The following is a 25,459-nucleotide window of genomic DNA, read 5'->3' on the forward strand; positions in this document are numbered from 1 at the left end:
AGCCCGTCGATGCCCCGGAGATGCCCATGACATCGCTCGTCCACCCCGAGACCTGGTCCGGTCCCCGCGTCACCGGACCGCTGCCCGGTCCCGTCTCGGCCGAGTACCTCGCCCGGCAGGGCCGGTGGGAGTCCAACGCCCGCACCTACCCGCGCAGTCTGCCGATCGCCCTGGCCGAGGGGTGCGGCAGCTTCGTCCGGGACGTGGACGGGAACGTGTTCATCGACTTCCTCGGCGGCGCCGGCGTGCTGTCCCTGGGCCACAACCACCCCGCGCTGGTCCGGGTCGTCACCGAGCAGCTCGGGCACCTCACCCATGGCCTGGACTTCCCCACCCCGGCCAAGGAGGCGTTCGTCCAGGCCCAGTTGTCGATGCTGCCGCCGGGGCTGCGGGACCGGATGAAGCTGCACTTCTGCGGTCCGACCGGGGCGAACGCCGTGGAGGCCGCCGTCAAGCTCTGCAAGGTGGCCACCGGCCGCGGCGACGTCGTCTCCTTCCAGGGCGGGTTCCACGGCAGCACCCACGCCACCATGGCCCTCAGCGGTCTCCTCGCCCCCAAGCAGGCCGTCCGCAACATCATGCCCGGCGTCCACTTCTTCCCGTTCTGCTCCGACGGCTGCGACACCGACTGCGCCGCCTACCTCGAACGTTCCCTGCGCGACAGCAACGGCGGCGTCCCGCTGCCCGCCGCCGTGCTGATGGAACTGGTCCAGGGCGAGGGCGGCGTCGTCCCGGCCGATATCGGCTTCGCCCGCCGGGTGCGCGAGTTGACGCGCTCGCTGGGCGTCCCGCTGGTCGTCGACGAGGTGCAGACCGGCTGCGGGCGCACGGGCACCTGGTACGCGTTCGAGCAGTACGGCATCGAGCCCGACGTCATCGTCGCCTCCAAGGCGCTGAGCGGCATGGGCCTCCCCGTCGCCGTCATCCTCTACGACGCCACCCTCGACACCTGGGCCCCCGGCACCCACATCGGTACCTTCCGCGGCAACCAACTCGCCTTCGCCGCGGGCGCCGAGGCGGTCCGGATCGTGCGCGAGGAGGACGTCCTCGGCAACGTCCGCCGCCGCGGCGAGCAGATCCGCACGCGCCTCGACGGGCTGGCCGACGAGCCGTGGGTGCGCGAGGTCCGCGGCCGGGGCCTGATGTGGGGCGTCGAGCTGGCCGACCCCGGCACCGGCCGGCCCGCCTCCGCGCTCGCCGCCGCCGTCCAGACCGAGGCGCTGCGCCACGGCCTGATGCTCGAACGGGGCGGGCGGGACGACTGCGTCGTCCGCCTCCTGCCGCCGCTCAACGTGACCGCGGAGGTGGCCGACACGGCCTGCACGATCCTCCTCGCCGCCGTCGCGGCCGTCACGGCGCACCGGCCGTAGCGGGTACGGGGTGTCCCGATGGCTCTCATCGTCCAGAAGTACGGCGGCTCCTCGGTGCGGGACACCGAGCGGATCCGGCGCGTCGCCGAACGGGTCGTCGCCGCCCGCCGGGACGGCCACGACATCGTGGTCGTCGTCTCCGCCATGGGCGACACCACCGACGAGCTGCTCGAACTGGCCGGCCATCTGAGCCCCGTCCCCCCGCGCCGCGAGGTGGACATGCTCCTCACCGCCGGGGAGCGCATCTCCAACGCCCTGACCGCGATGGCGATCGACGCGCTCGGCACCGAGGCGTACTCCCTCTCCGGCGACCAGGCGGGGGTGTTCACCACCGCCGCCCACGGCCGGGCCCTGATCACCGAGGTGTCGCCGCACCGGGTGCGCCGGGCCCTGGACCGCGGGTCGGTGGTGCTGGTGGCCGGTTTCCAGGGGCTCAACCGCGAGACCGAGGACGTCACCACGCTGGGCCGCGGCGGTTCCGACACCACCGCCATCGCGCTCGCGGCGGCGCTCAAGGCCGACGTCTGCGAGATCTACACCGACGTGGACGGGGTGTTCACCGCCGACCCGCGGATCGTCCCCGACGCCCGCCTCCTCGGCCGGCTCTCCTACGAGACCATGGAGGAGATGGCGGCCGGCGGTGCCAAGGTGCTGGCGCCGCGCAGCGTCGAGTGCGCCCGCCGCTACGGCGTGACCGTGCATGTCCGCCCGGCGCACGGCAGCGGGCCGGGGACGGTGGTCAACGGCGCGGGCGACCGGCCGTCCGCCATGGGCCGGCCGGCGGTCACCGCCGTCGCCCACGACCTGTCCGGCGCCGAACTCACCGTCTCCGGCGTCCCCGACGGCCCGGGCGCCGCCGCCGCGCTCTTCCGCGTCCTGGCCGACGCCGGGGTGGACGTCGACACGGCCGTCCAGCAGACCGTCCGCCGGCCCGGGCGGAGCGGCGACCTCACCCTCGTCCTGCCGCAGGACGACGGGCCCGCCGCGCTGGCCGCGCTGCGCGCGCACCGAGCGGACCTCGGCTTCGGCGAGCTGCGCTACGACGCGGCCGTCGGCAAGGTGTCCCTGGTCGGCACCGGCATGCGCGTCCAGGCCGGGGTCATCGCCCGCTGCTGCGAGGCGCTGTCGGCCGCGGGCGTGAACATCACCGCCATCTCGACGGCGGAGAGCCGCATTTCGGTGCTCTGCCGGGCCGGGCGGCTGCACGACGCGGTACGGGCGCTGCACGCGGCGTTCCGGCTGGGGGCGGGGTGAGACCCGTCAATGCGGGTCGCCCTCGATCCTCCCGGCGAGGGCCCGGGCGGAGGGCCGGAGTTCACGCAGGCGAGGTACCGACAGGATCAGGGCCAGCCCGAGATAGACCCAGCTGAGGACGATCCGGGCGCCGACCCCCGGCAGCACGAACTGCACGGCGAACAGCACCAGGAGCAGTCCCGCCTTCCACAGCAGGAACCGCAGGTCGAGGAGGAGCACGACGGCCAGTACGGTCTGGGCCGCCGTCAGCAGCACCTCGTCCACCTGCCGCTCCACCAGCGGCAGCGACGCGTCCCCGCCGCCCGCGAGATACGCCAGGGGAAGGCTGCCGATCAGCAGCGTCCACTGGTTGACCTTGCTCGACAGCAGGGCGCCGAGCCCGTCGTCGCCGCGCAGCCGCCAGGCGAACACGACCGCGACGATCAGTTCGGGCGCCTCGGAGGCGAGCGGCGCGAGCCACTGCACCAGCAGGAAGCGGTCGACGCCGAGGGTCGCCCCGGCGTCGACCAGCGCCGTGGCGAACGGCTCGGCGCAGGCGAACACCACTCCGGCCGCGGCGACGAAGCCGAACACGGTCGTCGCCCTCCGCGGCCCGGCCGGAAGCCGCGCCAGCCGGGCCGGGACGCCGACCAGCTCCTCCTCGTCGGTCTCGCTGCACCGCCCGACGCGGAAGAGGTAGTACGCGTACCAGCCGATGAGCACGACCGCGAGCCACCAGGCGATCTCCCGCGTCGCGGGCATGACGAAGGCCACGAGCGCGGCGACGCCGAGGAAGGCGACGTCGATGCGCCGGTGCTCCCGCAGCCCGATCCCGGGGCTGACGCCCTTGCGCCGCGCGGCGGCCCACGCCGCGACCGCGACAAGCGGCCACCCGACCCCGACGAGCATCCGGTTGGCGCCGGTCATGTTGGCCGCGGCATAGGCCGCGTACTCGGGCCGGCTCCCGGCGGTGTACGCGAAGTACAGGTCGACGGCGTACTCCGGCAGCACCGCGATGAACGCCAGCAGCGCGAGCGCCAGCGGCCCGGCGATGTCCGCCCGCGCGGTCTCGGCCGCCCACATCAGCAACAACGCGGCGGCCAGCACCCCGACCCCGAACACGGCGATCCCGCCCACGGCTCCCGGCTCGACCCCCATGATCCGCAACACGACGGCGGGCAGGGCCCCGGCGAAAGCGGCACCCACGCGCACCGCGACATTCGTCCTCACGCGCCGGATGCCTGCCCGACGGCTCCGGGTGGCTATCGGGACCGGCGCGACTATGACCGGCATGGAGTCTCGTCGGGGTGTCGGCGGGAGCGGCACATGGGGACCGGATCCTTCGGGCCGTCCGCGCCGACGCGGAGAGGAGAACCGGCCGGAGCGTCGTGAGCGTGGATTCCGCCGTGCGACGGGCCACCGGCAGGCCGCCGGAGCGGCGGCCCGGGCTGCGTGGAGGCCGGGGCGAGCGCGGTCATGCCCACGAAGGCGCGCATGCCCGCCGCAGCCGCGGCCACGGGCCTCCGTACACGTCCGATCACCGACCGCGGCTTTCCTGGCTCCTCCCCAACACCCAAGCGGCACCGGACACTCCGGCCCGCGACGCGACAGGCCCAGGAGACCACCGGCAGCGACGGAAGGTGACGGATCGAACGCCACGATGGCACCCGAGGTTTGCCTCGGCGCGTGTGCGGCGGGCGCTCACCGCGCTGCACGGGGGCTGCCCGACCGAGGAGCCCGGCCGCGGCGAACTCACGGTGCGCGCCCTCGCCGACCGGCTCGGTATCCGCAACCCCCCTCCCTCTGCAAGCACTTCCGCAATACGGAGTGAGCTCGGTTCATCGAACATCGGCCGCGATCAGGCGTCCGGCCCCCGCGATGACCGAACGTGTTCAGGCCCGCGGCTGACCGGGGCGCCCTGCCCCCGGGACGGGCTCGGGATCCCCCTCCGGCGGCAGCAAGTGGCTGAGACCCTGCGCTGTGCGTGCGGCCAGGTCCGCCGCGCGCGGCAGCATGACCTCCTCGTAGGCCCGTACCGCGGCGTCGGCGTCCGGGTGCGCGACGAGGGCCAGGGCGAGTTCGGCGCCGTCGAGGAGGGCGAGGTTGGCGCCGACGCCGAGCGGCGGCATCAGGTGGGCGGCGTCGCCCACCAGTGTCAGGCCGGGCACGTGGTCCCAGGCATGGGGTACGGGCAGGGCGTACAGGGGCCGGTTGACGAATCCGCTGTCACCGGCCCGCAGCAGGTACAGCAGGCTGTCGTGCCAGTCGTCGTACATGCCCAGCAGGTGGGCGCGTACGGCGGCGGTGTCGTCGAAGTCGAGGCCGGCGGTGACGTACCAGTCCTCCGGGGCACGGAACATGGCGGCGGCGTCGAGGTGACCGCCGCTGTTGCGCTGGGCCGTCAGCCCCCTGTGGCCGGACCGGGCGGACATGCTGCCGTCGCCGACCAGCCGGGCGAACGCCGGATGACGGGTGTCGGAGTCATGGAATCCGGTCCCGACCAGGGTGACGCCCGTATAGCGCGGCATGGCGTCGGACAGCGCCGGACGGACGCGCGACCAGGCGCCGTCGGCGCCGACGGCCAGGTCGAAGTCCTCCCCCGTGCCGTCCTCGAACAGCAGCCGGTGCGTGCCGTCGCCGTGGGGGACGACGCGGCTGACCGGACGCCCCCAGCGGACGGTTCCGGTCGCGAGGGAGTCGAGCAGCAGCCCGCGCAACTGCCCGCGGTCGATCTCCGGCCGGCCCGCGTGGCCGTCGGCGGGCCGGTCGACCTCCAGGACCTCGGCGGTGAAGGGGTCGAGCCGCCGCCACACCTCCCCCTCGGGCCGGGCCAGCTCGTGGAACCGGTCGAGCAACCCGGCCTCGCGCAGCGCCCGTTGGCCGGTGGTGGTGTGGATGTCGAGCGTGCCGCCCTGCGTGCGCGCGGCAGGGGACGCCTCGCGCTCGAAGACGGTGACGGACCAGCCGTGCAGTTGCAGGATGCGGGCGCATATCAGCCCGCCGGGGCCGGCCCCGACGACGGCGACGCGAGCGGAAGTGGCGTTCACGAAAGACCCTTTCGACGGCAGGAGGACACGAGATACGTGCCGGATGCGGCACTCTCACGAAAGCACGCCCACTACAAAAGTGCAACGACTTAACTTTTTGCCCGACTCAACCTGAGGGGCCGTTCGCGGGATATGGTGTGCCGGTGAACGCACCGACCGGACGCCGCGAGCGCAAGAAGGCCCAGACCCGCAAGGCCCTGGCCGACGCCGCCCTGGAGCTCATCCTCGACCGCGGCTACGACCAGGTCGGCGTGAAGGACGTGGCGGACGCCGCCGACGTGTCGGTGACCACGTTGTTCAAGCACTTCCCGTGCAAGGAGGCCCTGCTCTTCGACCTGGACCAGGACATCGAGGCGGCCCTCGTCGCCGCCGTGCGCGACCGCGCGCCCGGCGTCTCCGTCCCGCGGGCCCTGCGGGAGCACCTGATCACGACGGTGGGCCCGCACACCCTGATGCTGAGCCCGCACACCCCGATCCCCCACCCACCCGGCGAGCAGCCCGCAGGGCCGCGGCTGGCGGAGTTCAGCCGCATGGTGGACGAGACGCCGGCACTGCGCGAGTACGCCCACCGGATGTGGATGCGTCACGAAACGGCCCTGGCCCGGGCCATCGCCGAGGAGACCGGCGCCCCCGAGGACGACCCCGCCTGCGCCGCCCTGGCCCGCTTCGCCCTGGACGCCCCCCTCGTCGCCCGCCGCCACCCCGACCCGTACCGCGCCATGGACGAGATCTTCGCCCTGCTCGAACGGGGCTGGGGCGGACCGAGCGGCCGCTGACGGCACCGGCTGATCCGCCGGACAGGACTCGGCCGGACGGCACCACCACGGCAAACGCCGCCGGCTGACGGCCTTTCGGGGCCTGCGGGCCCCTGCCCGACATGGCATCGCTTCACGGCATCACTACATGGCATCGCTCCCGATCAAGCGGAAGGGGAGAGCTGTTCGCGCACCCATTCAGGGTCGGGGTTGACGTGCGGCCGGCCCGCCACGAAGACAGTCGGCACGGTCTCGCTGCCGCCGTTGACCGCTCTCACCGCTGCCGCTCCAGCCGGGTCATGCCAGATGTCGACCCAATGCAACCGACGGGCGCTACGCCCCAACCGGATGCGCAGTCGCAGACAGTACTTGCAGCCCGAACGCCAGAAAACGACCGGCCGGCCGTCGACCGCGCTGCGGCGTTGCGCCTCGAGCGCCCCGACCGACCTCGGGAAAATCAGCGGCGAGTTCACGCCTGCGATCACCACAAACGCCACCAGGAGTGCCACAGCCGCGCCGGGGCTCCCCGTGAAGATCAGTCCCATCGCGACGGCTGAGCCGCAGAGCACAAGCAGCACCGGCAGGATCCAAGCACGTGTCATGAGGACTCAGACTACCGACGAGTCGAAATGCTTCTCGACGTCGACGAAGGCGAACGGCGGGAGAACGCCGCTCGGGCGCTCAACTCCTCTGACTCGCCGGCACCGCAGGCGCGTTCACCGGTGCGGACCACCGGCGGCTGCGAGTGACAAGGGCCCGGGGTGATCGTTGTTGCGGGTATGACTACCTTCCGAAAGATCGTCACAGGGATCGCCACGCTCGCTGCCGCGTTCGGCGGTGTCTTCGTCGCCGGCCCGCCGGCCGCAGCCGCGGGCAAGTGGTGCAACCACTCCGTCTGCATCGAGACGTACGACCACGGGACGTACCTGGGCAGGGTGGAGGTGTCGGTCACCAACACCAACCAGCCCCACCAGATCACGGCGCGGGTATGGACCACCAATGGCTGGAGCGCCCGCGCCAAGGCCGAGAACGTCGCCGCGTTCCGGACGTACCGCGACCAGGCCTACCCCCAGCGCCACTTCCCGGCAGGTACCCGACTGTGTGCGGAAGGCTTTCGCGGAGGAACCAGCGTCGGCCTGCCGTGCGTGACGCTCACCGGTTGAGGATCCTGCCTCGCCTCATGCAATGAGGTTGCGGGCGGCCCCGGGGTCACGGCCCTGCCGCATGCGGCCCGGGGGTTCTTCAGGTCGCGGAAAATCTCGGCGGCATCTGCGGCATCTGCGGCAATGCGGAAGACAGCCCGGCCGGCCGGTGTGTCGTCCGCCCGGTCCGCGCAGCGGGCGTACCGAAGTCACGCCCCACGTAACCTCTTCCTGTGCCAGCCTCCCACCTGCATCGCGTCGCCGTCCTTGTGCTCGAGGGCGCGAAGCCGCTCGATGTCGGAATTCCCGCGCAGGTTTTCACGACCCGCGCGAGCATGCCGTACGAGGTGCGGGTGTGCGGGGCGGCACCCGGTCTCGTGACCGGCGGCGACGGCCTCGCGTACTACGTCGCCCACGGCCTCGACGCGCTTGCGTGGGCCGACATCGTCTTCGTCCCCGGTTACCGGTTCCCGGACCGCGACGACCCGCCGCAGGCCGTCGTCGACGCACTGATCGCCGCCCACGACCGGGGCGCACGGCTCGCCGCCATCTCGACGGGCGCCTTCGCGCTCGCCGCCACGGGCCTGCTCGACGGCAGGCGCGCCACGACGCACTGGCACTACACGCGGGCACTCATAGCCAGACATCCGCTCGTCCAGGTCGACGAGAACGTGCTGTTCGTCGACGAGGGCAGCGTGCTCACCTCGGCCGGCGCCGCCTCCGGCATCGACCTGTGCCTGCACATCCTGCGCGGCGACCTCGGAGTGGCCGCGTCCAACCACGCGGCCCGGCGTCTGGTCGCCGCCCCCTACCGCAGCGGCGGCCAGGCCCAGTACGTGCCGCGCGGCGTCCCCGAGCCGCTCGGCGAGCGGTTCGCCGCCACCCGCGAGTGGGCGCTGCACCGGCTCGGCGAGCCCCTCACCCTCGACACACTGGCGCGGCAGGCCGAGGTCTCGCCGCGCACGTTCTCCCGGCGCTTCGTCGAGGAGACCGGCTACACGCCGATGCAGTGGGTGATGCGCGCCCGCATCGACCTGGCCCGCGAACTGCTCGAGCGCTCGCAGCGCAGCGTCGAACAGGTCGCCGCCGACGTCGGGCTCGGCACCGGCGCGAACCTGCGCCTGCACTTCCAGCGCATCCTCGGCACCACGCCGAGCGAGTACCGGCGCACCTTCACCCGGGGCGAGTAACCCGCCCGGCACCGCGTGGCGGGATCCTTTTGAACCATGGCGATCCCGCCACTGTCAGCGGCGTGAGCCGCGGGCGACCCTGGTGGCGAAGGGAAGGGACCTCACTCATGACTCGCATCGCCATCAACGGATTCGGCCGCATCGGGCGCAATGTGCTGCGCGCACTGCTGGAGCGCGACAGCGCCCTCGAGATCGTCGCCGTCAACGACCTGACGGAGCCCGCCACTCTCGCCCGGCTGCTCGCCTACGACAGCACGGCCGGCCGGCTCGGGCGCCCGGTGACCGTCGACGGGGACGCCCTCGTCGTCGACGGCCGTCGGATCACGGTGCTGGCCGAGCGCGAACCGGCGCAGCTGCCGTGGGCCGAACTCGGCGTCGACATCGTCCTGGAAGCCACCGGCCGCTTCACCTCGGCCAAGGCCACCCGCGCCCACCTCGACGCGGGCGCGAGGAAGGTACTCGTCAGCGCGCCGTCGGACGGCGCCGACGTCACGCTCGCGTTCGGGGTCAACACCGACGCCTACGACCCGGCCGTGCACACGATCGTCTCGAACGCCTCCTGCACCACCAACGCGCTCGCGCCGCTGGCCGCGGTCCTCGACGAACTCGCCGGTATCGAGCACGGGTTCATGACGACGGTGCACGCCTACACGCAGGAGCAGAACCTGCAGGACGGTCCGCACCGCGACGCCCGTCGCGCCCGGGCCGCCGGCGTCAACATCGTGCCGACCACGACCGGCGCCGCCAAGGCGATCGGCCTGGTGCTGCCGGACCTCGACGGCAAGCTGTCGGGCGACTCGATCCGCGTACCGGTGCCGGTGGGCTCGATCGTCGAACTCAACACGACCGTCGCCCGCGACGTGACGCGCGACGACGTGCTGGCGGCGTACCGCGCCGCAGCGGAGGGGCCGCTCGCCGGCATCCTCGAGTACTCGGACGACCCGCTCGTCTCTTCCGACATCGTGGGCAATCCCGCCTCGTCGATCTTCGACTCGGCCCTCACCCGCGTCGACGGCCGCCACGTCAAGGTCGTCGCGTGGTACGACAACGAGTGGGGCTTCTCGAACCGCGTGATCGACACGCTCGAGTTCCTCGCCACCCGCTGACCGGACGCCGGGGGCGGTGCCCCGCCTCCGGCGAACCGCGCCGACCAGCATTTCCTTTGGGCGCTCTGGTTGACCAGTCGGGCCGACCAGAGCGCTCGGTCACAGAAGCGGGTCCGCCCGCCGGCCTCCGGAGGGTGCGGGAGCGCCACAGCCGGTCAAGGGGCTCTTCGAGCGCCACCCCGCGATGGCCTACGGCCACCCCGGACAAAGTCCGCGACGCCTCTCGAACCTGACGGCTATCGGACGGACCCGCCCCCTGGCCAAGCCCACAACCAAGTGGGGACGAAGAGCGGGGCCGGGGTTTTCCAAGGAGCCCCGACAGAGACGACTGCCGGGGCTGTCCTGCCCCCAGACACCCCCAGACTCACGGTACGGATCCAGCCACCGCTCCCGCATCCCCCGTCACCGCCCTGACGTGGTGTTTTACAGTGGCTGCCACCAGTTCTCCCTGACCGGACCTGTGAGGTATTCGCGAACATGTCGGCCACAACGTTTGAGTTTCAGGTAGAGGCCCGTCAGCTGTTGCAGCTGATGATCCACTCGATCTACTCGAACAAGGATGTCTTCTTGCGGGAGCTCGTCTCCAACGCATCCGACGCACTGGACAAGCTGCGCCTCGAGAAGCTGCGGGACGATTCGCTCGACGCCGACGTGTCGGATCTGCACGTCCGGATCGACATCGACAAGGACGCCCGCACCCTCACCGTGCGGGACAACGGCATCGGGATGTCGTACGACGAGGTCGGGCAGCTCATCGGCACCATCGCCAACTCGGGCACGGCCAAGTTCCTCCAGGAGCTGCGGGAGGCCAAGGACGAGGCCGGGGCGGAGGGGCTCATCGGCCAGTTCGGCGTCGGGTTCTACTCCGGCTTCATGGTGGCGGACGAAGTCACCCTGGTGACCCGGCGCGCCGGCGAGGACCAGGGCACCCTCTGGACGTCGCGCGGCGAGGGCACGTACACGCTGGAGACGGTCGACGACGCGCCGCAGGGCACCTCGATCACGCTCCACCTCAAGCCGGCCGATCCCGGGAACCAGCTCCACGACTACACCTCCCCGTGGAAGATCAAGGAGATCGTCAAGCGGTACTCGGACTTCATCACCTGGCCCATCCGGATGGTGCCCGAGTCGTCCGCCACGGCCGACGAGGGCGACGGGAACGCCGAGGCGCCCGGCCCCGAGACGCTCAACTCCACGAAGGCGCTGTGGGCGCGGTCGCGCGACGAGGTGTCCGACGACGAGTACCACGAGCTGTACAAGCACATCGGTCACGACTGGCGCGATCCGCTGGAGACGATCCGGCTCCAGGCGGAGGGCACCTTCGAGTACCAGGCCCTGCTGTTCCTCCCCGCTCACGCTCCCCACGACCTGTTCGCGCGGGACTTCAAGCGCGGCGTGCAGCTGTACGTGAAGCGCGTGTTCATCATGGAGGACTGCGAGGCGCTGCTGCCTCCGTACCTCCGCTTCGTCAAGGGCGTCGTCGACGCGGCGGACCTCTCGCTCAACGTGTCCCGCGAGATCCTCCAGCAGGACCGCCACATCGAGATGATGCGGCGACGGCTGACGAAGAAGGTCCTGTCCACCGTCAAGGACATGATGGCCAAGGACCAGGACCGCTACGCCACGTTCTGGCGGGAGTTCGGCGCGGTCCTGAAGGAGGGACTGGTCACCGACCCGGAGAACAGCGAGGCCCTCCTCGCCGTCGCGTCGTTCGCGAGCACGCACCACGACACCGAGCCGACCACGCTCAAGCAGTACGTCGAGCGGATGAAGGACGGGCAGGACGACATCTACTACCTGACCGGCGAGTCCCGGCAGGCCATCGAGAACTCCCCGCACATGGAGGCGTTCCGGGACCGCGGCATCGAGGTGCTGCTGCTCACCGACGCCGTCGACGAGATGTGGGCCGACGCCGTCGGCGAGTACGACGGCAAGAAGCTGCGGTCCGTCGCCAAGGGGCGGATCGACCTCGACACCGAGGACGAGGAATCCGCCGACGGCGAGCGGGAGCAGCAGGCCGAGGAGTACGCCGGGCTGCTCGGCTGGATGAAGGAGCAACTGGACGAGGACATCAAGGAGGTGCGGCTGTCCTCCCGCCTCACCGTCTCCCCCGCCTGCGTCGTCTCCGACGCGCACGACCTGACCCCGGCCCTGGAGAACATGTACCGCGCGATGGGCCAGGAGGTCCCCCGCGCCCAGCGGATCCTGGAACTCAACCCGGACCACCAGCTGGTGAAGGGCCTCAACCAGGCGTACAAGGAGCGCGAGGACCGCACGGAACTCGCCGGGACCGCCGAGCTCCTGCACGGCCTGGCCGTGCTCGCCGAGGGCGGTCAGCCGAAGGAACCGGCCCGGTTCGTCAAGCTGATGGCGGACCGTCTGGAACGCGCGCTGTAATCCGGCTTCGTCATGCGTCGGCGGCCTGCCCCGGGTGCGACGGGCGGGCCGCCGCTATGTGTCCGTCCCCAGTTCGAGGCCGTCGGTGGTGACGTAGTGGTGGGCATGGGGCACGAACCACAGGCTCAGGCCGGCCAGGACGAGCGCCGCCCCGAGACCGAGGGCCGCGATCCCGCCCGTGCCCAGCCCGAGGAGGATCCGTACGGGTGCCAGCGGCGCGGCCAGCTCGGCGCCCGCGAGGAGGAGCAGGGTGCCGGCCCAGAAGGGGCGGGTCCGGCGCCAGGTGCGCCACCGGCCGTGCGAGGACGCGGTCAGAAGCATGCCTTCCCGTTCAGCGCGACGTTCAGGGTCAGCCCCTTGAGGCGGAGGTCCCCGCCGGTGGCGGACCGGGCGTGGGACCGCACGCCCGTCACGGTGACGCCGGTGGCCTGCAGGCCGAAGGGGCCGGGCTGCCCCCGGACGCCGGGCACGGTGTCGAGCGCGGCGGCGTCCCGGCCGATCTCGACCTGGTCGAAGCGGGCGTCGCCGGAGAGGTCCTCGCCGTCGATGACCAGGTCGCTCGCCGCGATCGGCCCGGCCTTTCCGCCGGCCGTCAGTTTGAAGACGACGGTTCCCACAGGGGTCGGGACGCGGGCGGACTGGCAGAGGTCGGAGAGCATGGCCTCGCCGAGGCCGAGCAGCGCCACCGGGTGACCGCTGCCGTCGGCGGCGCGGTCGACGGTGACGTAGGAGGCCAGCCCCTTGCTGGTGAGCCGCCCCGCCGAAACCTGGAGGGCGGCCCCGGACACGGCGAAGGACGAGGCGAGGGCGCCCTGCCCCATGGCGACGGCCATGACGGCGACGGCCGCCACCGCCGGCACGGCGACCGCGGCGGCCCTCTTCCACGCCGTCCGGCCCTCCGGCTGCGTACGGGTCGTCATGTCGGGGACTCCTTCGATCGGACGGCCGCAGGCGGAGGAACACGGAGGACGGCGCGGAGGCAGGACCATTGCCGGGCATGCTCGGCAGCGAAGGGGGAACTCCCGCCCTCCGAAAGGCATTTCCGGCCGGACCACTCCTACCTGAGCCAGGCCGGGCATTCACCCATTCGATACAAAATGATCAGTCTCGGCAATCGGCGACAATGACCGGTATGGAGTTGCACGGAGAGAGAGTGGCCCTGCGCCCGACGACGGCCGAGGACGCCGGGACCCTCGACCGGATCGTCCGGGAGCCGGCGGTGGCGGCGTGGTGGTCGCCCCCGGAGGACTACGCCGGCATGCTGGCCGTCGTCCTGGACGGCGAGGTCATCGGCGCGATCCAGTACGCGGAGGAGACCGACCCCGAGTTCCGCCACGCGGGCATCGACCTCTTCCTGACGACGGCTCACCACGGGCAGGGCCTCGGCACGGACGCGGTCCGCACGCTCGCCCGCTGGCTGGTCCACGACCGCGGCCACCACCGCCTGACCATCGACCCGGCCGCGGCGAACACGGCGGCGGTCCGCAGCTACGCGAAGGTCGGCTTCAAGCCGGTGGGAGTGATGCGCGCCTACTCCCGGGACCTCCGCACGGGCAAGTGGCAGGACGGCCTGCTGATGGACCTCCTGGCGGACGAACTGACCTGACAGGCCCCGTTGACGCCCCCGCGCCCCTCCCCCAGGCTGTCCCCCGTCCCACTGCCGAACTCGGATCCCGGGAGGACGTCATGCGAGCACGCGTCACCGCCGCCGCCCTGGCCCTCACCACCGGCGCCGCACTCCTGATCATCACCCAGGCCACGGCGGACGAGTCCGCCGGACCGTCGTCCTGGTGCACCCGCCAAGGCGGCAGCCCCGGGGCGTACCGCGCCTACTACGACAACGGCGCCCGCCTCACCCCGCTCGGCACGATCCGTGACCTCTGCCACTTCCGGGCCAAGGACGGCAGCCGGATCGTCCTCCCCACCGACACCCTCGCCGCCGACGCCCCGACCCTCGCGTCCCTCGCCTACAAGCGCAAGCCGCCCCTCCCCGCCCACCCGGTGGGCAACCCCTCGGCCGCCTACTGCGCCAAGCTCGGCGGCACGACCCAATTCGGCGAGGGCAAGCCGGACGTGGGCGGCTGGATCAGGAAGGGCGACCCGGTCGACCGCGGCCACCTGCACAACATGTGCATGTTCGCGGACGGTTCGGCCATCGACGCGTGGGGGCTGACGTACCACACGGGCGGCGTCATCCGGGGCGCGGACCTGGAGAACAAGTTCCGGGCGCACATCCCGCCGGCGGTGAAATAGCCGCGCCCTGCTCTTCTGCTCCGTTGTAGGTTGAACGGATGTCCACTTCACCCGTCATCCTGCTGCTCTCCGGAAGCTTGCGTAACGGCTCCTCCAACGACTCCGTCCTGCGCACCGCCGAGGCCGTGGCTCCCCCGCACATACGCACCGTGCGCTACGACGGCCTGGCCGGCCTCCCGCACTTCAACCCCGACGACGACGTGGAGCCCCTGCCCGCGCCCGTCGTCGAGCTGCGCGCGGCCATCGCCTCGGCGACGGCGGTGCTGATCTGCACGCCGGAGTACGCCGGGACGTTGCCCGGTTCGTTCAAGAATCTGCTCGACTGGACGGTCGGGGGGACGGAGATCTGTGACAAGCCCGTGGCGTGGGTGAACGCGGCGGCGCCCGGGCGCGGGCAGGGGGCGGAGGCCACCTTGCGGACGGTGCTCGGGTACACCGGGGGTGCCGTCGTGGAGGAGGCGTGTGTGCGGGTTCCGGTGGGCCGTCAACTCGTGGGCGGGGACGGTGTCATCACTGATCCGGAGGTTCGCGACCGGATCCGTGCGGTGCTCGGGCTGCTCGCGAGGGCCTGACGGACCGGCAGGGCCAGCGTCGTCCGGGCCGTGTGGACCGTCAGGGTCGAGCCGACCGGGTTGCGTGACATGTACAGGGGATCGGCCCCGTCGATGACCAGGGCCAGGCGGTGGCCGGCCGGGACGTCGTACGCGGTCGCGAAGAGGTCGAGGCCGACCTCCAGGTCCGTGCCCGGTGTGTGGTGGGTGAACGAGTACGGGGCGTGGGAGATGAGTTGACCGACGCCGGTGGGGCCCATGTCGTAGAGGTAGGCGATGAGGGTCCCCTCGGGGGCCGAGGGAGTCACCACGGTGCGCAGGGCCGGGATGCCTCTGAGGTGCCGGGCCCGGCGTCCGGGGGCCGTCTGCCAGACGGCGGCGGCCCCCGGCGCGAGCAGGCGTGGCACGGCCAGCGGAGGCAGGCCGAGCAGTTGGTCGAGCAGTCCGCTCGCGAGCATCACTCCGCCGTTCGCTCCGGAGTCGGCCCGGGCGTTGATGGTGGGGTCGGCGCCCGTCAGCGGTTCCAGCGGGGGCGCGTCCGGGCCCGCGGTGGCCGGCCAGGCGGCGGCGTGGTGCTCCTCGGGATGCCCGAGGCCGTGTCCGCGGACTTCGAGGAGCAGCGGTGGTTGGTCGTCGATGCCGTTGCGCCGTCCCTGCAGCCAGCGCTCGAACCAGCGTCGGGCGCTCTCCCAGGTCGGGGTGCCCGGCAGGACGAGGCCGGGAAGCACCTGGGTCGCGTGGTCGCCCCGCCGGTACTCCAGGCGCTTGGGCGCGGTCAGGCCCTCGAAGAAGCGGCCGATCCCGTTGGGCGACTGGCCGGGGTCGAGCCAGGTCTGGGCCATCAGGATGTGCGGGCCGTTCTCGTTGAGCCGGTCCAGATAGGTCATCGGGGACCGGGCGCGGGCGAAGGAACGCAGATAGGGCGTCGGGGCGGGGCCGCTCAGGAAGTCGCGTACCGCTCTGAGGACTTCGGGTCCGGGCCGGGCCTCGACGAGCCCGACCACGCCCTGGAGCAGGGATGCCTCGAGTCGTCTGGTTCCGCCGCCGTACATCACCTCGAAGAGGTCGCTCCAGCCCGCGAGCGAGGCCACCGTTCGCACCCGTCGGTCCGTGGCGGCGGTCCGCAGGCTGATGCCGGCTCCGTACGAGACGCCGCAGAAGCCCACCCGGTGGGCGTCGGCGGCAGTGTGCCGCACGGCCCAGTCGATCACCCGGGAGGCGTCGGCGACGTCCTCCGCGTCGGCCAGGCCGAAGCTGCCGCTCGACCCCAGGAAGCCGCGTGGCTGGTAGGTGACGACGACGAATCCGGCGGCCGCGAACCGCAGTGCCGGGACGGCGTAGATGTCGGCGGGCAGCAGGAACGGCCCCGGCATCACGATCAGCGGGTGCGGACCGGGGCCGGGCGGCCGGTACACCTCGGCGCGCAGCCATACGCCGGGCGCGGTCCTGATGGCGGTGAGGAGCGGCCCGCCCGCCGACGGCCGCCCGGCGGCGGGTGCCGCCGAGGACAGCGCGACGAGTACCGCCGCCAGCACGGCGGCCAGCAGGGCTCTGACAGCTCTCATCTCTCCCCTTTTTCAGCGGTGCGTTTCAGCTTTTTCAGCGGTACGTTTCAGCGGTGCAGTAGGGGAGTTCGTCGATCCGTCGTCCCGAGAAGAAGCGGAGCAGGATCTCGGAGAACTCCTCCGGTCGTTCCAGGCAGAGCAGATGGCCCGCGTCGGCCACCGTCGCGAAGACCGCCCCGGGGACCGCGTCGGCCACCCGCCGCCCGGCGTGCGGAGGGGTGCAGACGTCGTGTTCGCCCGTGAACACCAGCGTCGGTACGTCCCGGACGCCGGGGCGGAGCCGTGGATGGGCGAGAAGCCGTTCGTAGTGGTCCGCGTACTGCTCCGTGGTCTCCCGCGACAGGCCGCCGAACTGGGAACGCAGCATGAAGGCGAGCGCCTCGTCGCGGCCGGACCGGCCGGACGCGCCGGTCGTCGGCAGCAGTTGGCCCACGACGGCCTCGGCGAACTCGACCGTCCGTCCGGCGCGCAGCAGGGCCGCCATCCTGGCGCACACCTCCCTCGTCTCCGCGGGCATCCGGTCGGCCACGCCCGACAGCGCCAGCCGTGCGACGCGGTCCGCGCCGTGCCGGGCGAAGCCGTAGGAGATGAAGGCGCCGTAGGAGACACCGGCCAGGTTGACGCGAGGCAGGGCGAGTTCGGTCAGCAGATGGCCGAGTGCACCGGTGTAGAAGCCGCTGCCGTGGCGAACGGGGAGCCTGCCGGTGTTTCCGGAGCCGGGGAGGTCCACGGTGATGACGTCGGCGTACGGGGCGAGGAACCGTTGGTGGACCGTCCAGGAATCCTTGTTCTGGAAGGCGCCGCCCACGAGGAGGACGGGATCGAGGCGGGGGTGCTCGCTCCGCACGACGCGCCATTCGATGCCGTAGCCCTCGTAGGTCAGCCTTCCGGTCTCGACGCGTTCTTCGTTCGCTGGCTCTTCGCCCGTTGGCTCTTCGCTCGTTGACTCTTCGTTCGCCGGCTCTTCGTTCACGAGCTCTTCTTCACAGTCCTTCCCGAAAGGAGTTCAGGGGTGGTCCGGGGCCGTGGGGCGGCCGATCCTGGGCAGGGAGCGTCGGGCGAGGTCGGTGATGCCGGTCGCGGTGACGACCTCGACGGACGGGATGGTGCAGCCGAGCCTGCGCCGGGCGGCGACGACCAGCTCGGCGGCCATCAGCGAGTCCAGTCCGAGCCGGTCGAGCCGGCGGGAGCGGTCGATGCGGGCGGCGTCGGTCTGCAGGATGGTGGCGAGCTCCTCGGTGAGGACGTCGGCCAGGAGCCGTACGGCGTCGTCCGTGGGCAGCGCGGCGACGCGGTGGCGCAGTTCCCCGGGGCCGGGGCCGGCCCGGACCTCGCCGGTGATCAGCAGGGCGGCGAAGCGGGAGCGGTCGAGGGCGGGCAGGACCTCCCGCAGGCGTTCCCAGTCGAAGCGCCCGGCGGTCATCTGCTCCGCCCCGGTGGCGAGGAATTCCTTGACGGCCGCCCGGCATTCGGCGGGGCTCACGGACCGCAGGCCGGCCCGTGCCAGCCGTTCGCCCGCCTGCCGGATCCGGGCCGCGAAGCCCGTCTCGCCCACGGCGCCCCAGGCGACGGCCAGCCCGGGCGCTCCGGCGCGGCGGCGGGCGCGGACCAGTGCTTCGAGGCCGAGGTTGCCCGCCGCGTAGGCGGCCTGCCCCTGGGTGCCGGCGACCGCGGCGATCGAGGAATAGGCGAGGAAGAGGTCCATGGGCCGGCCGGTGGTGAGCCGGTCCAGCAGGAGTCCGCCGAGCAGCTTGGGGGCCAGGACGGGCCGGATGCGCTCCGGCGTCAGCTCGGCGAGCGCGGCGTCGTCGACACCCATCGTGCTGTGGACGATGCCGCGCACCGGGTGCCCGGCGGTGTCGGAGGCCGCCAACAGGCGGCCGAGGGCGGCGGCGTCGGTGACGTCCAGCGCGTGCGTGGTGACCTGGGCGCCCGCCCGGCCGAGCGCGGCGACCAGGTCGGCGCTGCCGGGGGTGGCCGGGCCCCGGCGGCCGGCCAGGGCCAGATGACGGGCGCCGAGCTCGACGAGCCAGCCGGCGGTGGCGGCACCGAGTCCGCTCAGGCCGCCGACCACCAGATAGGTGGCGTCGGGGTCGAGGCGTTCGGGGCGCGCGGCGGCTTCGACGGGCGGCGGCTCCGTGAGGTCGATGACCACCTTGCCCAGGTGACGGGAGTGCCGGAGGGTCTGCAGGGCCTCGGCGACCCGGGCGGCCGGCAGGCACCGGTGGGGCAGCGGCCGGTAGTGGCCGGCGGTGACGTGGCCGGCCAGTTCCCGGAAAGGGGCGGCGGCGGCTTCCGGATCGAGGAGGAGCCTGGCGACGTCGACGGTGAAGAAGGCGTTGTTGTCCCTCAGCAGGCCGAGAGGCAGCGGGGTGTTGGCATAGACGTCGCGCTTGCCCAGCTCGACGAAGCGGCCTCCGGCGCGCAGCGCCCCGGCGCCGCGCAGGAGCGCTTCGCCGGCGAGGGAGTTGACCACGACATCGACGCCCCGGCCGTCGGTGAGCCGGCGGACCTCGTCGGCGAAGTCCAGGCCGCGCGAGTACAGGACGTGTTCGACGCCCAGCAGCCGGAGCAGGGCGCGCTTGGCCGGAGTGCCGGCGGTGGCGATCACCGTCGCGCCTTGCCGGCGGGCGAGTTGGAGAACGGCCTGTCCGATCCCGCCCGCTCCCCCGTGCACCAGAACCGTCTCGCCGGGGGTGAGCCGGGCGAGACGGGTCAGGCCCTGCTGGGCGGTCAGGAAGACCACGGGCAGGGTCGCGGCCTCGGCGAAGCCCATCCCGTCGGGTATCCGCCCCACCAGCCGGGCGTCCGCCCGTACCCGGGAGGCGAGGGAGCCGCCGACGACGGCGAACACCCGGTCACCGCGGGCGAGTCCGTCGACTCCGGCACCGACATCAGTGATCACGCCCGCGCATTCCAGCCCCAGCTGCGCGGCCGAGGCCGCGCCGGGATCCGCTCCCGGAGGCAGCAGGCCCGCAGCGAACAGCGCGTCACGGTAGTTCAGCCCGGCGGCCCGTACGTCGATGGCCACCTGTCCCGGACCGGGGCCGGCGGGAGGCGCGGCCACCCAGGCGAGCCGGGGGGAGAGCCCGGACTCGCGCAACTCCAGCCGGAACTCGCCAGGTTCCCCGGGGTCAGGTGGTTGTGCGGGCGGGCGCCCGGGGACGATCGCGGCGGTGAACCGGCCGCCCGGGGTGAGCGCCACCTCGTCGTCCTCGGGAGGCCGGGTGAGCTCCCGGGCGAGGCGGCGGGCGTCGCGGGCGGGGTCCGGGCCGCGTGGGAAGGAGATGCGGCGGACGGCGACGGACGGATGCTCGTTGGCGAACGTCCGGGCGGCACCCCATGCGGCGGCGTCGCGCGGGTGGGTGGCGGCCTCGGGCGCGGGCAGCACCCCGCAGGGGCGGGTGACCAGGGAGAGGGCCGGGTGCGCGGCGGCGGTGAACCGGGCGCGGCCGGCCAGCGCGGCCAACGTGCCGATGCGGGCCACGGCTTCGTCCAGCGCGGCCGACGGATCGGCGGCCGCGGCCGGGTCCTCGCCGAACAGCAGCACGACGTGCGGGTGCGTACCGGCGGCGGCCGGCAGGGCGTCCCAGTCCTCGGCGCGGGCGGGCGGGCGGATGACGGGGACGGCCGCGCCGTCCCGTTCCAGTTCGGCCGCGAGCGCGCGGGGCAGGGCGTCCTCGGGCTGCTCGGCGGCGATGATCCAGCGCACCGGCGACGGGGTGGGGCGGGCCCCGGGCGCGGTGGCCGGGGCGGGGCGCCGGGCGCGGCGGCCGAGCAGGACGGACCGGGTGCGGGAGGCCGTTCCGGGCGCGTCGCCGGCCAGGCGTACCTCGGTGAACCCGCTCTCCTCCAGCAGCGTGGCCCAGCGCGCGGCCGTCAGCAGGGGGGAGTCCGGGCGCAGGTCGGTGTCGGTGCGGGACCAGGAGCCGTCCAACAGGCCGGGGACGAGAGCGCCGGGCCGCGGGTCGTGCGGCTCGGCCGCCAGCAGCTGTCCTCCGTCGGTGAGGAGCCATGCGCAGTGCCGCACCGCGGTGCGCAGGTCGGCGGTGGTGTGCAGGGCGTCGGTGGCGACGAGGAGGTCGAAGGTGCCTTCGGTGAATCCCTGGGCGGCCGGGTCGGCGTTCAGGTCGAGGGGGCGGCAGGTGAGGAAGGTGTGGTCCGCGAAGCGGGCGCGGGCGCGGGGCAGCAGGGCGGCCGAGGGGTCGGTGAAGACGTAGTGGGTGCGTTCGGGCGGCAGGACGGTCAGCAGCTCGGCCGTGCGGCCGCCGGTGCCGCCGCCCGCTTCCAGGATCCGCAGCGGCCGGTCGGCCGGCCATGCCGCGACCGCCGCCCGCAGCAGTTCCCGGGTGGTGCGGCGGGCGAACCGGCAGTCGGGCAGGGTGTCGTCGAGGTCGTCGAGAAGGTGCCGGTCCGCCTCGGTGACGACCGCCGTCAGGGGATCCGCCCGGCCGCGCAGGATGTCCGTCAGCTGGTCTCCGCAACGGGCGAGCAGGGCCAGTGCCGTGGCGTTGACCGGCGGTCCTCCGGCCGGGGCGGAGCGTACCGCCGCGGCGGGGTCCGGCCGGCCCCGGAGCCGCCAGCGGGCTTCGTCGCCCTCCGTGCGGCCGGCCCGCTCCAGGAGGCCCTCGTCCTCCGCGAGGGAGAGCAGCAGCCGGGCGAGCGCCGCGTAGGCGGGGAGCAGTCCGGCGGCCAGCAGCTCGCCGAGGGTGAACTCGCCGGTCCCGGGCAGGATTTCGGTCACCGCGCGGACGAAAAAGTGTGCCTGGACCGCCTCGTTGAGCCGCGTGGCCGCGTCGGGGTGCTCCCGTGCGTACGCGGCAGTCAGCGCGGCGCGCCGGGCGGCGGTCGCGGCGAGCAGGGCGTCGGGGCCGGGCAGGGGTGAGGGCGGGACCTCGTCGTCGGGTCGCGGGGCCGCACGCAGCACGGTCTCCAGGTGCTGGACCGGGACGGCGGAGCCGACGACACGCCGCAGGCGGCAGCCCGTCATCTCGAGAACCACCGCGCCGTCCTCGTCGGTGACGGTCAGATCCCAGGTCGCCCCCAGGGCGCCGAGCTCACGGCAACGGGCGTGGACCCGGCCGGCCGACGGGAGTTCACGCCAGGACCGGAGGGCGTCCACGGCGACCGGGAGGTACAGCGCCTCCTGCCCGCCGAGGACGGCGGCCAGGTGCGAGGCCGCCTGCACCCCGGCGTCCAGCAGCGGCGGATGGGCCCGGTGACCGGTGGCGGGGGGCTCGCCCCGGTAGGCGATGAGTGCTTCGCCGTCTCCCGCCGTGACCTCGGCGAGGGTGCGGAAGGCGGGCCCCAGGCACAGGCCGCGGCCGGCGGCGCGGGCGTATGCCTCGGCGACGGAGATGTCGCGGTGGACGCGCTTGCGGATGCCCTCGATGTCGAGCGGGGCGGGACGGGGGCACAGCAGCCGGCGGACACGGCACCGGGCATGCTCCTGCCAGGCGCCGTCCGTTCCGGCCGGGCGGGCGGCCACCCGCAGGATCTGGGACTCGTCGGACAGCGAGATGTGGACCTCCAGGCCCGTGGTGTCGTCGTCCCAGGGCACGGTCATGGCGCGGGTGATGCTCAGCTGCTCGATCTCGGCGGGGCCCTCGGCGGTCTGCCGTACGGCGGCGAGGGCCATCTCCGCGTAGCCCACGGCGGGCATCACGACGGCTCCGTCCACCCGGTGGTCGGCCAGCCAGGGGAGCCGAGCGGGCTCCAGGGGCCCGGACCAGGCGGGTTCGGAGGCGGGCAGGCGGGGGCCCAGCAGGGGGTGCGGGGCGGGCCGTCCGGTGTCGCTGCGGTTCCACCAGGCGGGGTCGCCGTTCCAGTGCCGCTCGCGCTGCCAGGGGTAGGCGGGCAGGTCGGCCACGCGCCCGCCGTCGGGAAAGCGGGCGCGCCAGTCCGTCTCCGCGCCGGCGGCCAGGGCCCGGGCCGCCGCCCGGCGCACGGTGGTGGGGCCGTCGCCGGTGCGGGTGCAGGTCGGCACCGTGACCACCGGTTCCGGATTCCGGTCGGTGATCCGCTTCAGGTAGGGGGTGAGGACGGGGTGCGGGCCGATCTCGACCAGGATGTCGCAGCCCTCGTCGAGCAGGGTCTCGGTGGCCTGGGTGAAGAGCACGGGTTCGCGGACGTTGCGCCACCAGTAGCCGGCGTCCAGCCGCTCCCCGGGCAGGAGGCCGCCGCTGACGGTCGAGACGAAGGGGACGGGGCCCGGCGTCGGCCGCAGGCCGGACAGGGCCGCGCGCAGGTGTGGCTCGACGGGGTCCATGGCGCGGCTGTGGTAGGCGTGCCGGATGTCGAGCATGCGGAAGAACACGCCCCGGGCGGCGAGTTGACGGCCCAGGGCTTCCAGGTCGTGCTCCGTCCCGGAGAGCGTGACGTCCGTGGGGCTGTTGATCCCGGCGATCTCGATGGTGCCGGGGTACGCGGCGACGGCCTCGCGCGCCTCGCGTACGGGCAGGCCGACGGCCGCCATGGTGCCCTGCCCGGCGGTGGGGGCCTGGGCACGGCTGCGCGCGGCGACCACCAGAGCCGCGGCGGGGAGGTCGAGGGCGCCGGCGGCGAACGCGGCGGCGATCTCCCCGACGCTGTGCCCGAGCACGGCAAAGGGTGTGATGCCCAGGTGCTTCAACAGGGCGGTCACACCGGCCTGGACGGCGAACAGCAGCGGCTGGGCGTACTCGGCCGTGCTCGGGTGGTGCGGCGCCGCGGCCGACAGTTCGGCCCGGACGGACCAGCCCAGGTGCGGGCGGAGGGCGGCGTCGGCCTCGTCCACCGCCGCGCGGAAGACCGGCTCCGCCGCCAGCAGGTCCGCTCCCATGCCGGCCCACTGCGAGCCGTTCCCGGAGTAGACGAACGCGGCCTTCCCCCGGGCGACCGCTTCCCCGGCGGCGGTGGCGCCGGGCGGCTCCCGGCCTTCGGCCAGGGCCCGCAGGCCGCGGACGGCATCGGCGGGATCCGCCGCCAGGACCACCGCACGGTGCTCATGGCGGCCGCGGCGGCACGCCAGCGTATAGGCCACGTCGTGGAACTCGGACCGGCCGGCGCCGGCCAGCCGGTCGGCCGTGCGGCCGGCGGTCGTGACGAGGGCCTGTGGGGTGCGGGCGGTGATCAGCACCGGCAGGGCGGCCGGGGCGGCGCCCCGCACCGGGGCGGGGGCGGTGGGCGGCGCGGCGAGGACCAGGTGGGCGTTGGCTCCGCCGAATCCGAAGGAGTTCACCCCGACGAGCGGGCGGCCTGTCTCCACGATGGGGCGGGGGCGGACGACCGGTGCCAGATTCCAGCTCTCGAAGGGGATGTGCGGGTTCGGCGGCTCGGCGTACAGGGTCGGCGGCACCCGGCGGTGCCGCAGCACGAGCAGGGCCTTGAACAGCCCGGCCATGCCGGATGCCGCTTCCTGGTGGCCGAGGTTGCTCTTGACCGAGCCGATCGGCAGCGGGCCCCCGGTGCGGCGTGCCGACAGGGCGTGGTGGATCGCCGCGCACTCGATGGGGTCGCCGGAGGGCGTGCCGGTGCCGTGCGCCTCGAAGTAGGCGAGGTCGTCCGGTACGGCTCCGGCCCGGGCGTACGCTTCCCGCAACAGGGCTTCCTGGGCGGCCCCGTTGGGCAGCGCGATGCCCGTGGTGCGGCCGTCGTTGTTGGCCGCGGATGCCAGGATGACCGCGTGCACCCGGTCGCCGTCGGCGATCGCGTCGGACAGCCGCTTGAGAAGGACGATGCCGCCGCCCTCGGAGCGCACATAGCCGTCCGCGTCGGCGGCGAAGGCCCGGCATCGCCCGGTGGGCGAGAGCATGCCGGCGGCGGAGAAACCCACGAAGCCGAAGGGGTTGATGAGGATGTTGACGCCGCCTGCCAGGGCCGTGCGGGAGCGGCCGGCCCTCAGGTGCTCGCACGCGCGGTGGACGGCGGTGAGCGCGGAGGAGCAGGCGGTGTCGACGGCCGTGCTCTCCCCGTGCCAGTCCATCGCGTGGGAGAGCCGGTTGGCGGTGTTGGCCATGGCGGCGCCGGACATGGAATAGGGGTTGACGCTCTCCGGCCCGGCGGACTGCAGATCGCCGTAGTCGTGGCTGGAGACGCCGATGAACACCCCGGTGTCCGAACCGGCCAGGCTGCCGCGGTCGATGCCCGCGTCGTCGAGCGCCTCGACCGTCATTTCCAGCAGCAGCCGCTGCTGGGGGTCCATGCGGGACGCCTCGCGGGGCGAGATGCCGAAGAACTCCGCGTCGAATCCGGCGATGTCGGCGAGGAAGCCGCCGGCCGCGCTGTATCCCTTGCCCGCCCGGCGGCGACGCGCGTCGATGAAGACGGCGAGGTCGAAGCGGTCGACGGGTACGGTCGTCACCAGGTCACGCGCGCCGTCCAGGGCGGCCCACAGGCCGGCCAGGTCGTCGATCCCACCGGGCATCCTGCAGGCGGTTCCCACGATCGCGATGGGTTCGTCGCCCTGATCCATAGCCCCTCCCCCGGTGGACTCGGCCGACAGGCATACCGTGGGGATCGTGGCAGATACGGAGCGTGACGAACAAGGCCGTTGGGGCCTTCCCGCTCATCCAGGTGGTCAAGCCCCGCGGGACGATTAGGGGTTGGTCATGTCGGGTAAAGGGACACACCCTTCGCGCGCGTCAGCGGCCCCAGGACGCTCCCGCCGCAGCAGAGGACACACCTCGCGTTGCAGGCGAGCAGCCTAACGCCCTTGACCGAAACCACGGAAGAGGCACGTCCGTTTCGGGCCGTCTCCGTAGCGCCTCGGCTACAGGCCGGCCAACTCGGCCTCCGCAAGGGGAAATCCGGGGGCGCACGGCGCGTTCGCCGGCGTGCGGGCACGGGTAGGCGCAGCAGGCAGACAGCACA

At 73.3% G+C, this 25,459-nt stretch carries 18 protein-coding genes; 10 read left to right on the plus strand and 8 right to left on the minus strand.

Features of this window, described 5'->3' with window-relative positions; translation table 11 throughout:
* Positions 1-26: 26 nt before the first annotated feature.
* Both I5Q34_RS24705 and I5Q34_RS24710 read left to right on the plus strand, forming a co-directional pair.
* Positions 27-1,370: a diaminobutyrate--2-oxoglutarate transaminase family protein gene (locus tag I5Q34_RS24705; protein ID WP_199894609.1), complete on the plus strand. Its 1,344-nt coding sequence runs from the start codon at positions 27-29 to the stop codon at positions 1,368-1,370.
* Between the two features lie 18 nt (positions 1,371-1,388).
* On the plus strand, positions 1,389-2,624 hold the full coding sequence (locus tag I5Q34_RS24710) for an aspartate kinase (RefSeq protein WP_199894610.1): 1,236 nt from the start codon (positions 1,389-1,391) through the stop codon (positions 2,622-2,624).
* A 6-nt stretch (positions 2,625-2,630) separates the two neighbouring features.
* On the opposite strand, the gene I5Q34_RS24715 is transcribed toward I5Q34_RS24710, so the two are convergent.
* Positions 2,631-3,833, minus strand: coding sequence for a hypothetical protein (locus tag I5Q34_RS24715; RefSeq protein WP_199894611.1), 1,203 nt, complete (start codon positions 3,831-3,833; stop codon positions 2,631-2,633).
* A 662-nt stretch (positions 3,834-4,495) separates the two neighbouring features.
* Positions 4,496-5,650, minus strand: coding sequence for an NAD(P)/FAD-dependent oxidoreductase (locus I5Q34_RS24720; protein ID WP_199894612.1), 1,155 nt, complete (start codon positions 5,648-5,650; stop codon positions 4,496-4,498).
* 143 nt (positions 5,651-5,793) lie between these two features.
* Here I5Q34_RS24720 and I5Q34_RS24725 point away from each other — a divergent pair, with 143 nt between their 5' ends.
* Positions 5,794-6,426, plus strand: coding sequence for a TetR/AcrR family transcriptional regulator (locus tag I5Q34_RS24725; protein ID WP_199894613.1), 633 nt, complete (start codon positions 5,794-5,796; stop codon positions 6,424-6,426).
* A 143-nt stretch (positions 6,427-6,569) separates the two neighbouring features.
* Here I5Q34_RS24725 and I5Q34_RS24730 read toward each other — a convergent pair whose 3' ends face one another.
* Positions 6,570-7,007 (minus strand): glutaredoxin domain-containing protein, encoded by a 438-nt coding sequence (locus I5Q34_RS24730; RefSeq protein ID WP_199894614.1) that lies wholly within the window; start codon positions 7,005-7,007, stop codon positions 6,570-6,572.
* A gap of 177 nt (positions 7,008-7,184) precedes the next feature.
* Here I5Q34_RS24730 and I5Q34_RS24735 point away from each other — a divergent pair, with 177 nt between their 5' ends.
* The 4 genes from I5Q34_RS24735 to htpG all read left to right on the plus strand — a co-directional run bounded on the left by I5Q34_RS24735 (position 7,185) and on the right by htpG (position 12,240).
* Positions 7,185-7,568, plus strand: coding sequence for a hypothetical protein (locus I5Q34_RS24735; protein ID WP_199894615.1), 384 nt, complete (start codon positions 7,185-7,187; stop codon positions 7,566-7,568).
* Positions 7,569-7,780: 212 nt separating this feature from the next.
* On the plus strand, positions 7,781-8,737 hold the full coding sequence (locus tag I5Q34_RS24740) for a GlxA family transcriptional regulator (protein ID WP_199894616.1): 957 nt from the start codon (positions 7,781-7,783) through the stop codon (positions 8,735-8,737).
* Positions 8,738-8,844: 107 nt separating this feature from the next.
* Positions 8,845-9,843: a type I glyceraldehyde-3-phosphate dehydrogenase gene (gap, locus tag I5Q34_RS24745; RefSeq protein WP_199894617.1), complete on the plus strand. Its 999-nt coding sequence runs from the start codon at positions 8,845-8,847 to the stop codon at positions 9,841-9,843.
* Positions 9,844-10,320: 477 nt separating this feature from the next.
* A complete protein-coding gene (gene htpG / locus I5Q34_RS24750; protein ID WP_199894618.1) occupies positions 10,321-12,240 on the plus strand; it encodes a molecular chaperone HtpG in 1,920 nt (639 codons plus the stop codon).
* A 54-nt stretch (positions 12,241-12,294) separates the two neighbouring features.
* Here htpG and I5Q34_RS24755 read toward each other — a convergent pair whose 3' ends face one another.
* Positions 12,295-12,561, minus strand: coding sequence for a DUF6114 domain-containing protein (locus tag I5Q34_RS24755; RefSeq protein ID WP_199894619.1), 267 nt, complete (start codon positions 12,559-12,561; stop codon positions 12,295-12,297).
* A complete protein-coding gene (locus tag I5Q34_RS24760) occupies positions 12,552-13,160 on the minus strand; it encodes a DUF6230 family protein (RefSeq protein WP_199894620.1) in 609 nt (202 codons plus the stop codon). Before I5Q34_RS24760 ends, I5Q34_RS24755 begins: the two co-directional genes overlap by 10 nt.
* A 212-nt stretch (positions 13,161-13,372) precedes the next feature.
* On the opposite strand from I5Q34_RS24760, the gene aac(6') reads away from it, so the two are divergent.
* The 3 genes from aac(6') to I5Q34_RS24775 all read left to right on the plus strand — a co-directional run bounded on the left by aac(6') (position 13,373) and on the right by I5Q34_RS24775 (position 15,065).
* Positions 13,373-13,846: an aminoglycoside 6'-N-acetyltransferase gene (gene aac(6') / locus I5Q34_RS24765; RefSeq protein WP_199894621.1), complete on the plus strand. Its 474-nt coding sequence runs from the start codon at positions 13,373-13,375 to the stop codon at positions 13,844-13,846.
* An 80-nt stretch (positions 13,847-13,926) separates the two neighbouring features.
* Entirely contained in the window at positions 13,927-14,493 is a 567-nt protein-coding gene (locus tag I5Q34_RS24770) for a hypothetical protein (RefSeq protein ID WP_199894622.1), read from the plus strand.
* A 38-nt stretch (positions 14,494-14,531) separates the two neighbouring features.
* Positions 14,532-15,065: an NADPH-dependent FMN reductase gene (locus I5Q34_RS24775; protein ID WP_199894623.1), complete on the plus strand. Its 534-nt coding sequence runs from the start codon at positions 14,532-14,534 to the stop codon at positions 15,063-15,065.
* On the opposite strand, the gene I5Q34_RS24780 is transcribed toward I5Q34_RS24775, so the two are convergent.
* From I5Q34_RS24780 to I5Q34_RS24790, 3 genes are read right to left on the minus strand one after another with little or no spacing between them, the layout of a single operon-like run.
* On the minus strand, positions 14,978-16,609 hold the full coding sequence (locus I5Q34_RS24780) for a CocE/NonD family hydrolase (RefSeq protein ID WP_199894624.1): 1,632 nt from the start codon (positions 16,607-16,609) through the stop codon (positions 14,978-14,980). The genes I5Q34_RS24775 and I5Q34_RS24780 overlap by 88 nt on opposite strands.
* 34 nt (positions 16,610-16,643) lie before the next feature.
* The gene (locus tag I5Q34_RS24785; protein ID WP_199894625.1) at positions 16,644-17,582 is read right to left on the minus strand and encodes an alpha/beta fold hydrolase; all 939 of its coding nucleotides are present in this window, start codon (positions 17,580-17,582) and stop codon (positions 16,644-16,646) included.
* 33 nt (positions 17,583-17,615) lie between these two features.
* A complete protein-coding gene (locus I5Q34_RS24790) occupies positions 17,616-25,061 on the minus strand; it encodes a type I polyketide synthase (RefSeq protein ID WP_199894626.1) in 7,446 nt (2,481 codons plus the stop codon).
* Between the last annotated feature and the right edge of the window lie 398 nt (positions 25,062-25,459).

Origin of the sequence: Streptomyces sp. AV19, from assembly GCF_015999245.1 — a bacterium.
Lineage (GTDB): Bacteria > Actinomycetota > Actinomycetes > Streptomycetales > Streptomycetaceae > Streptomyces.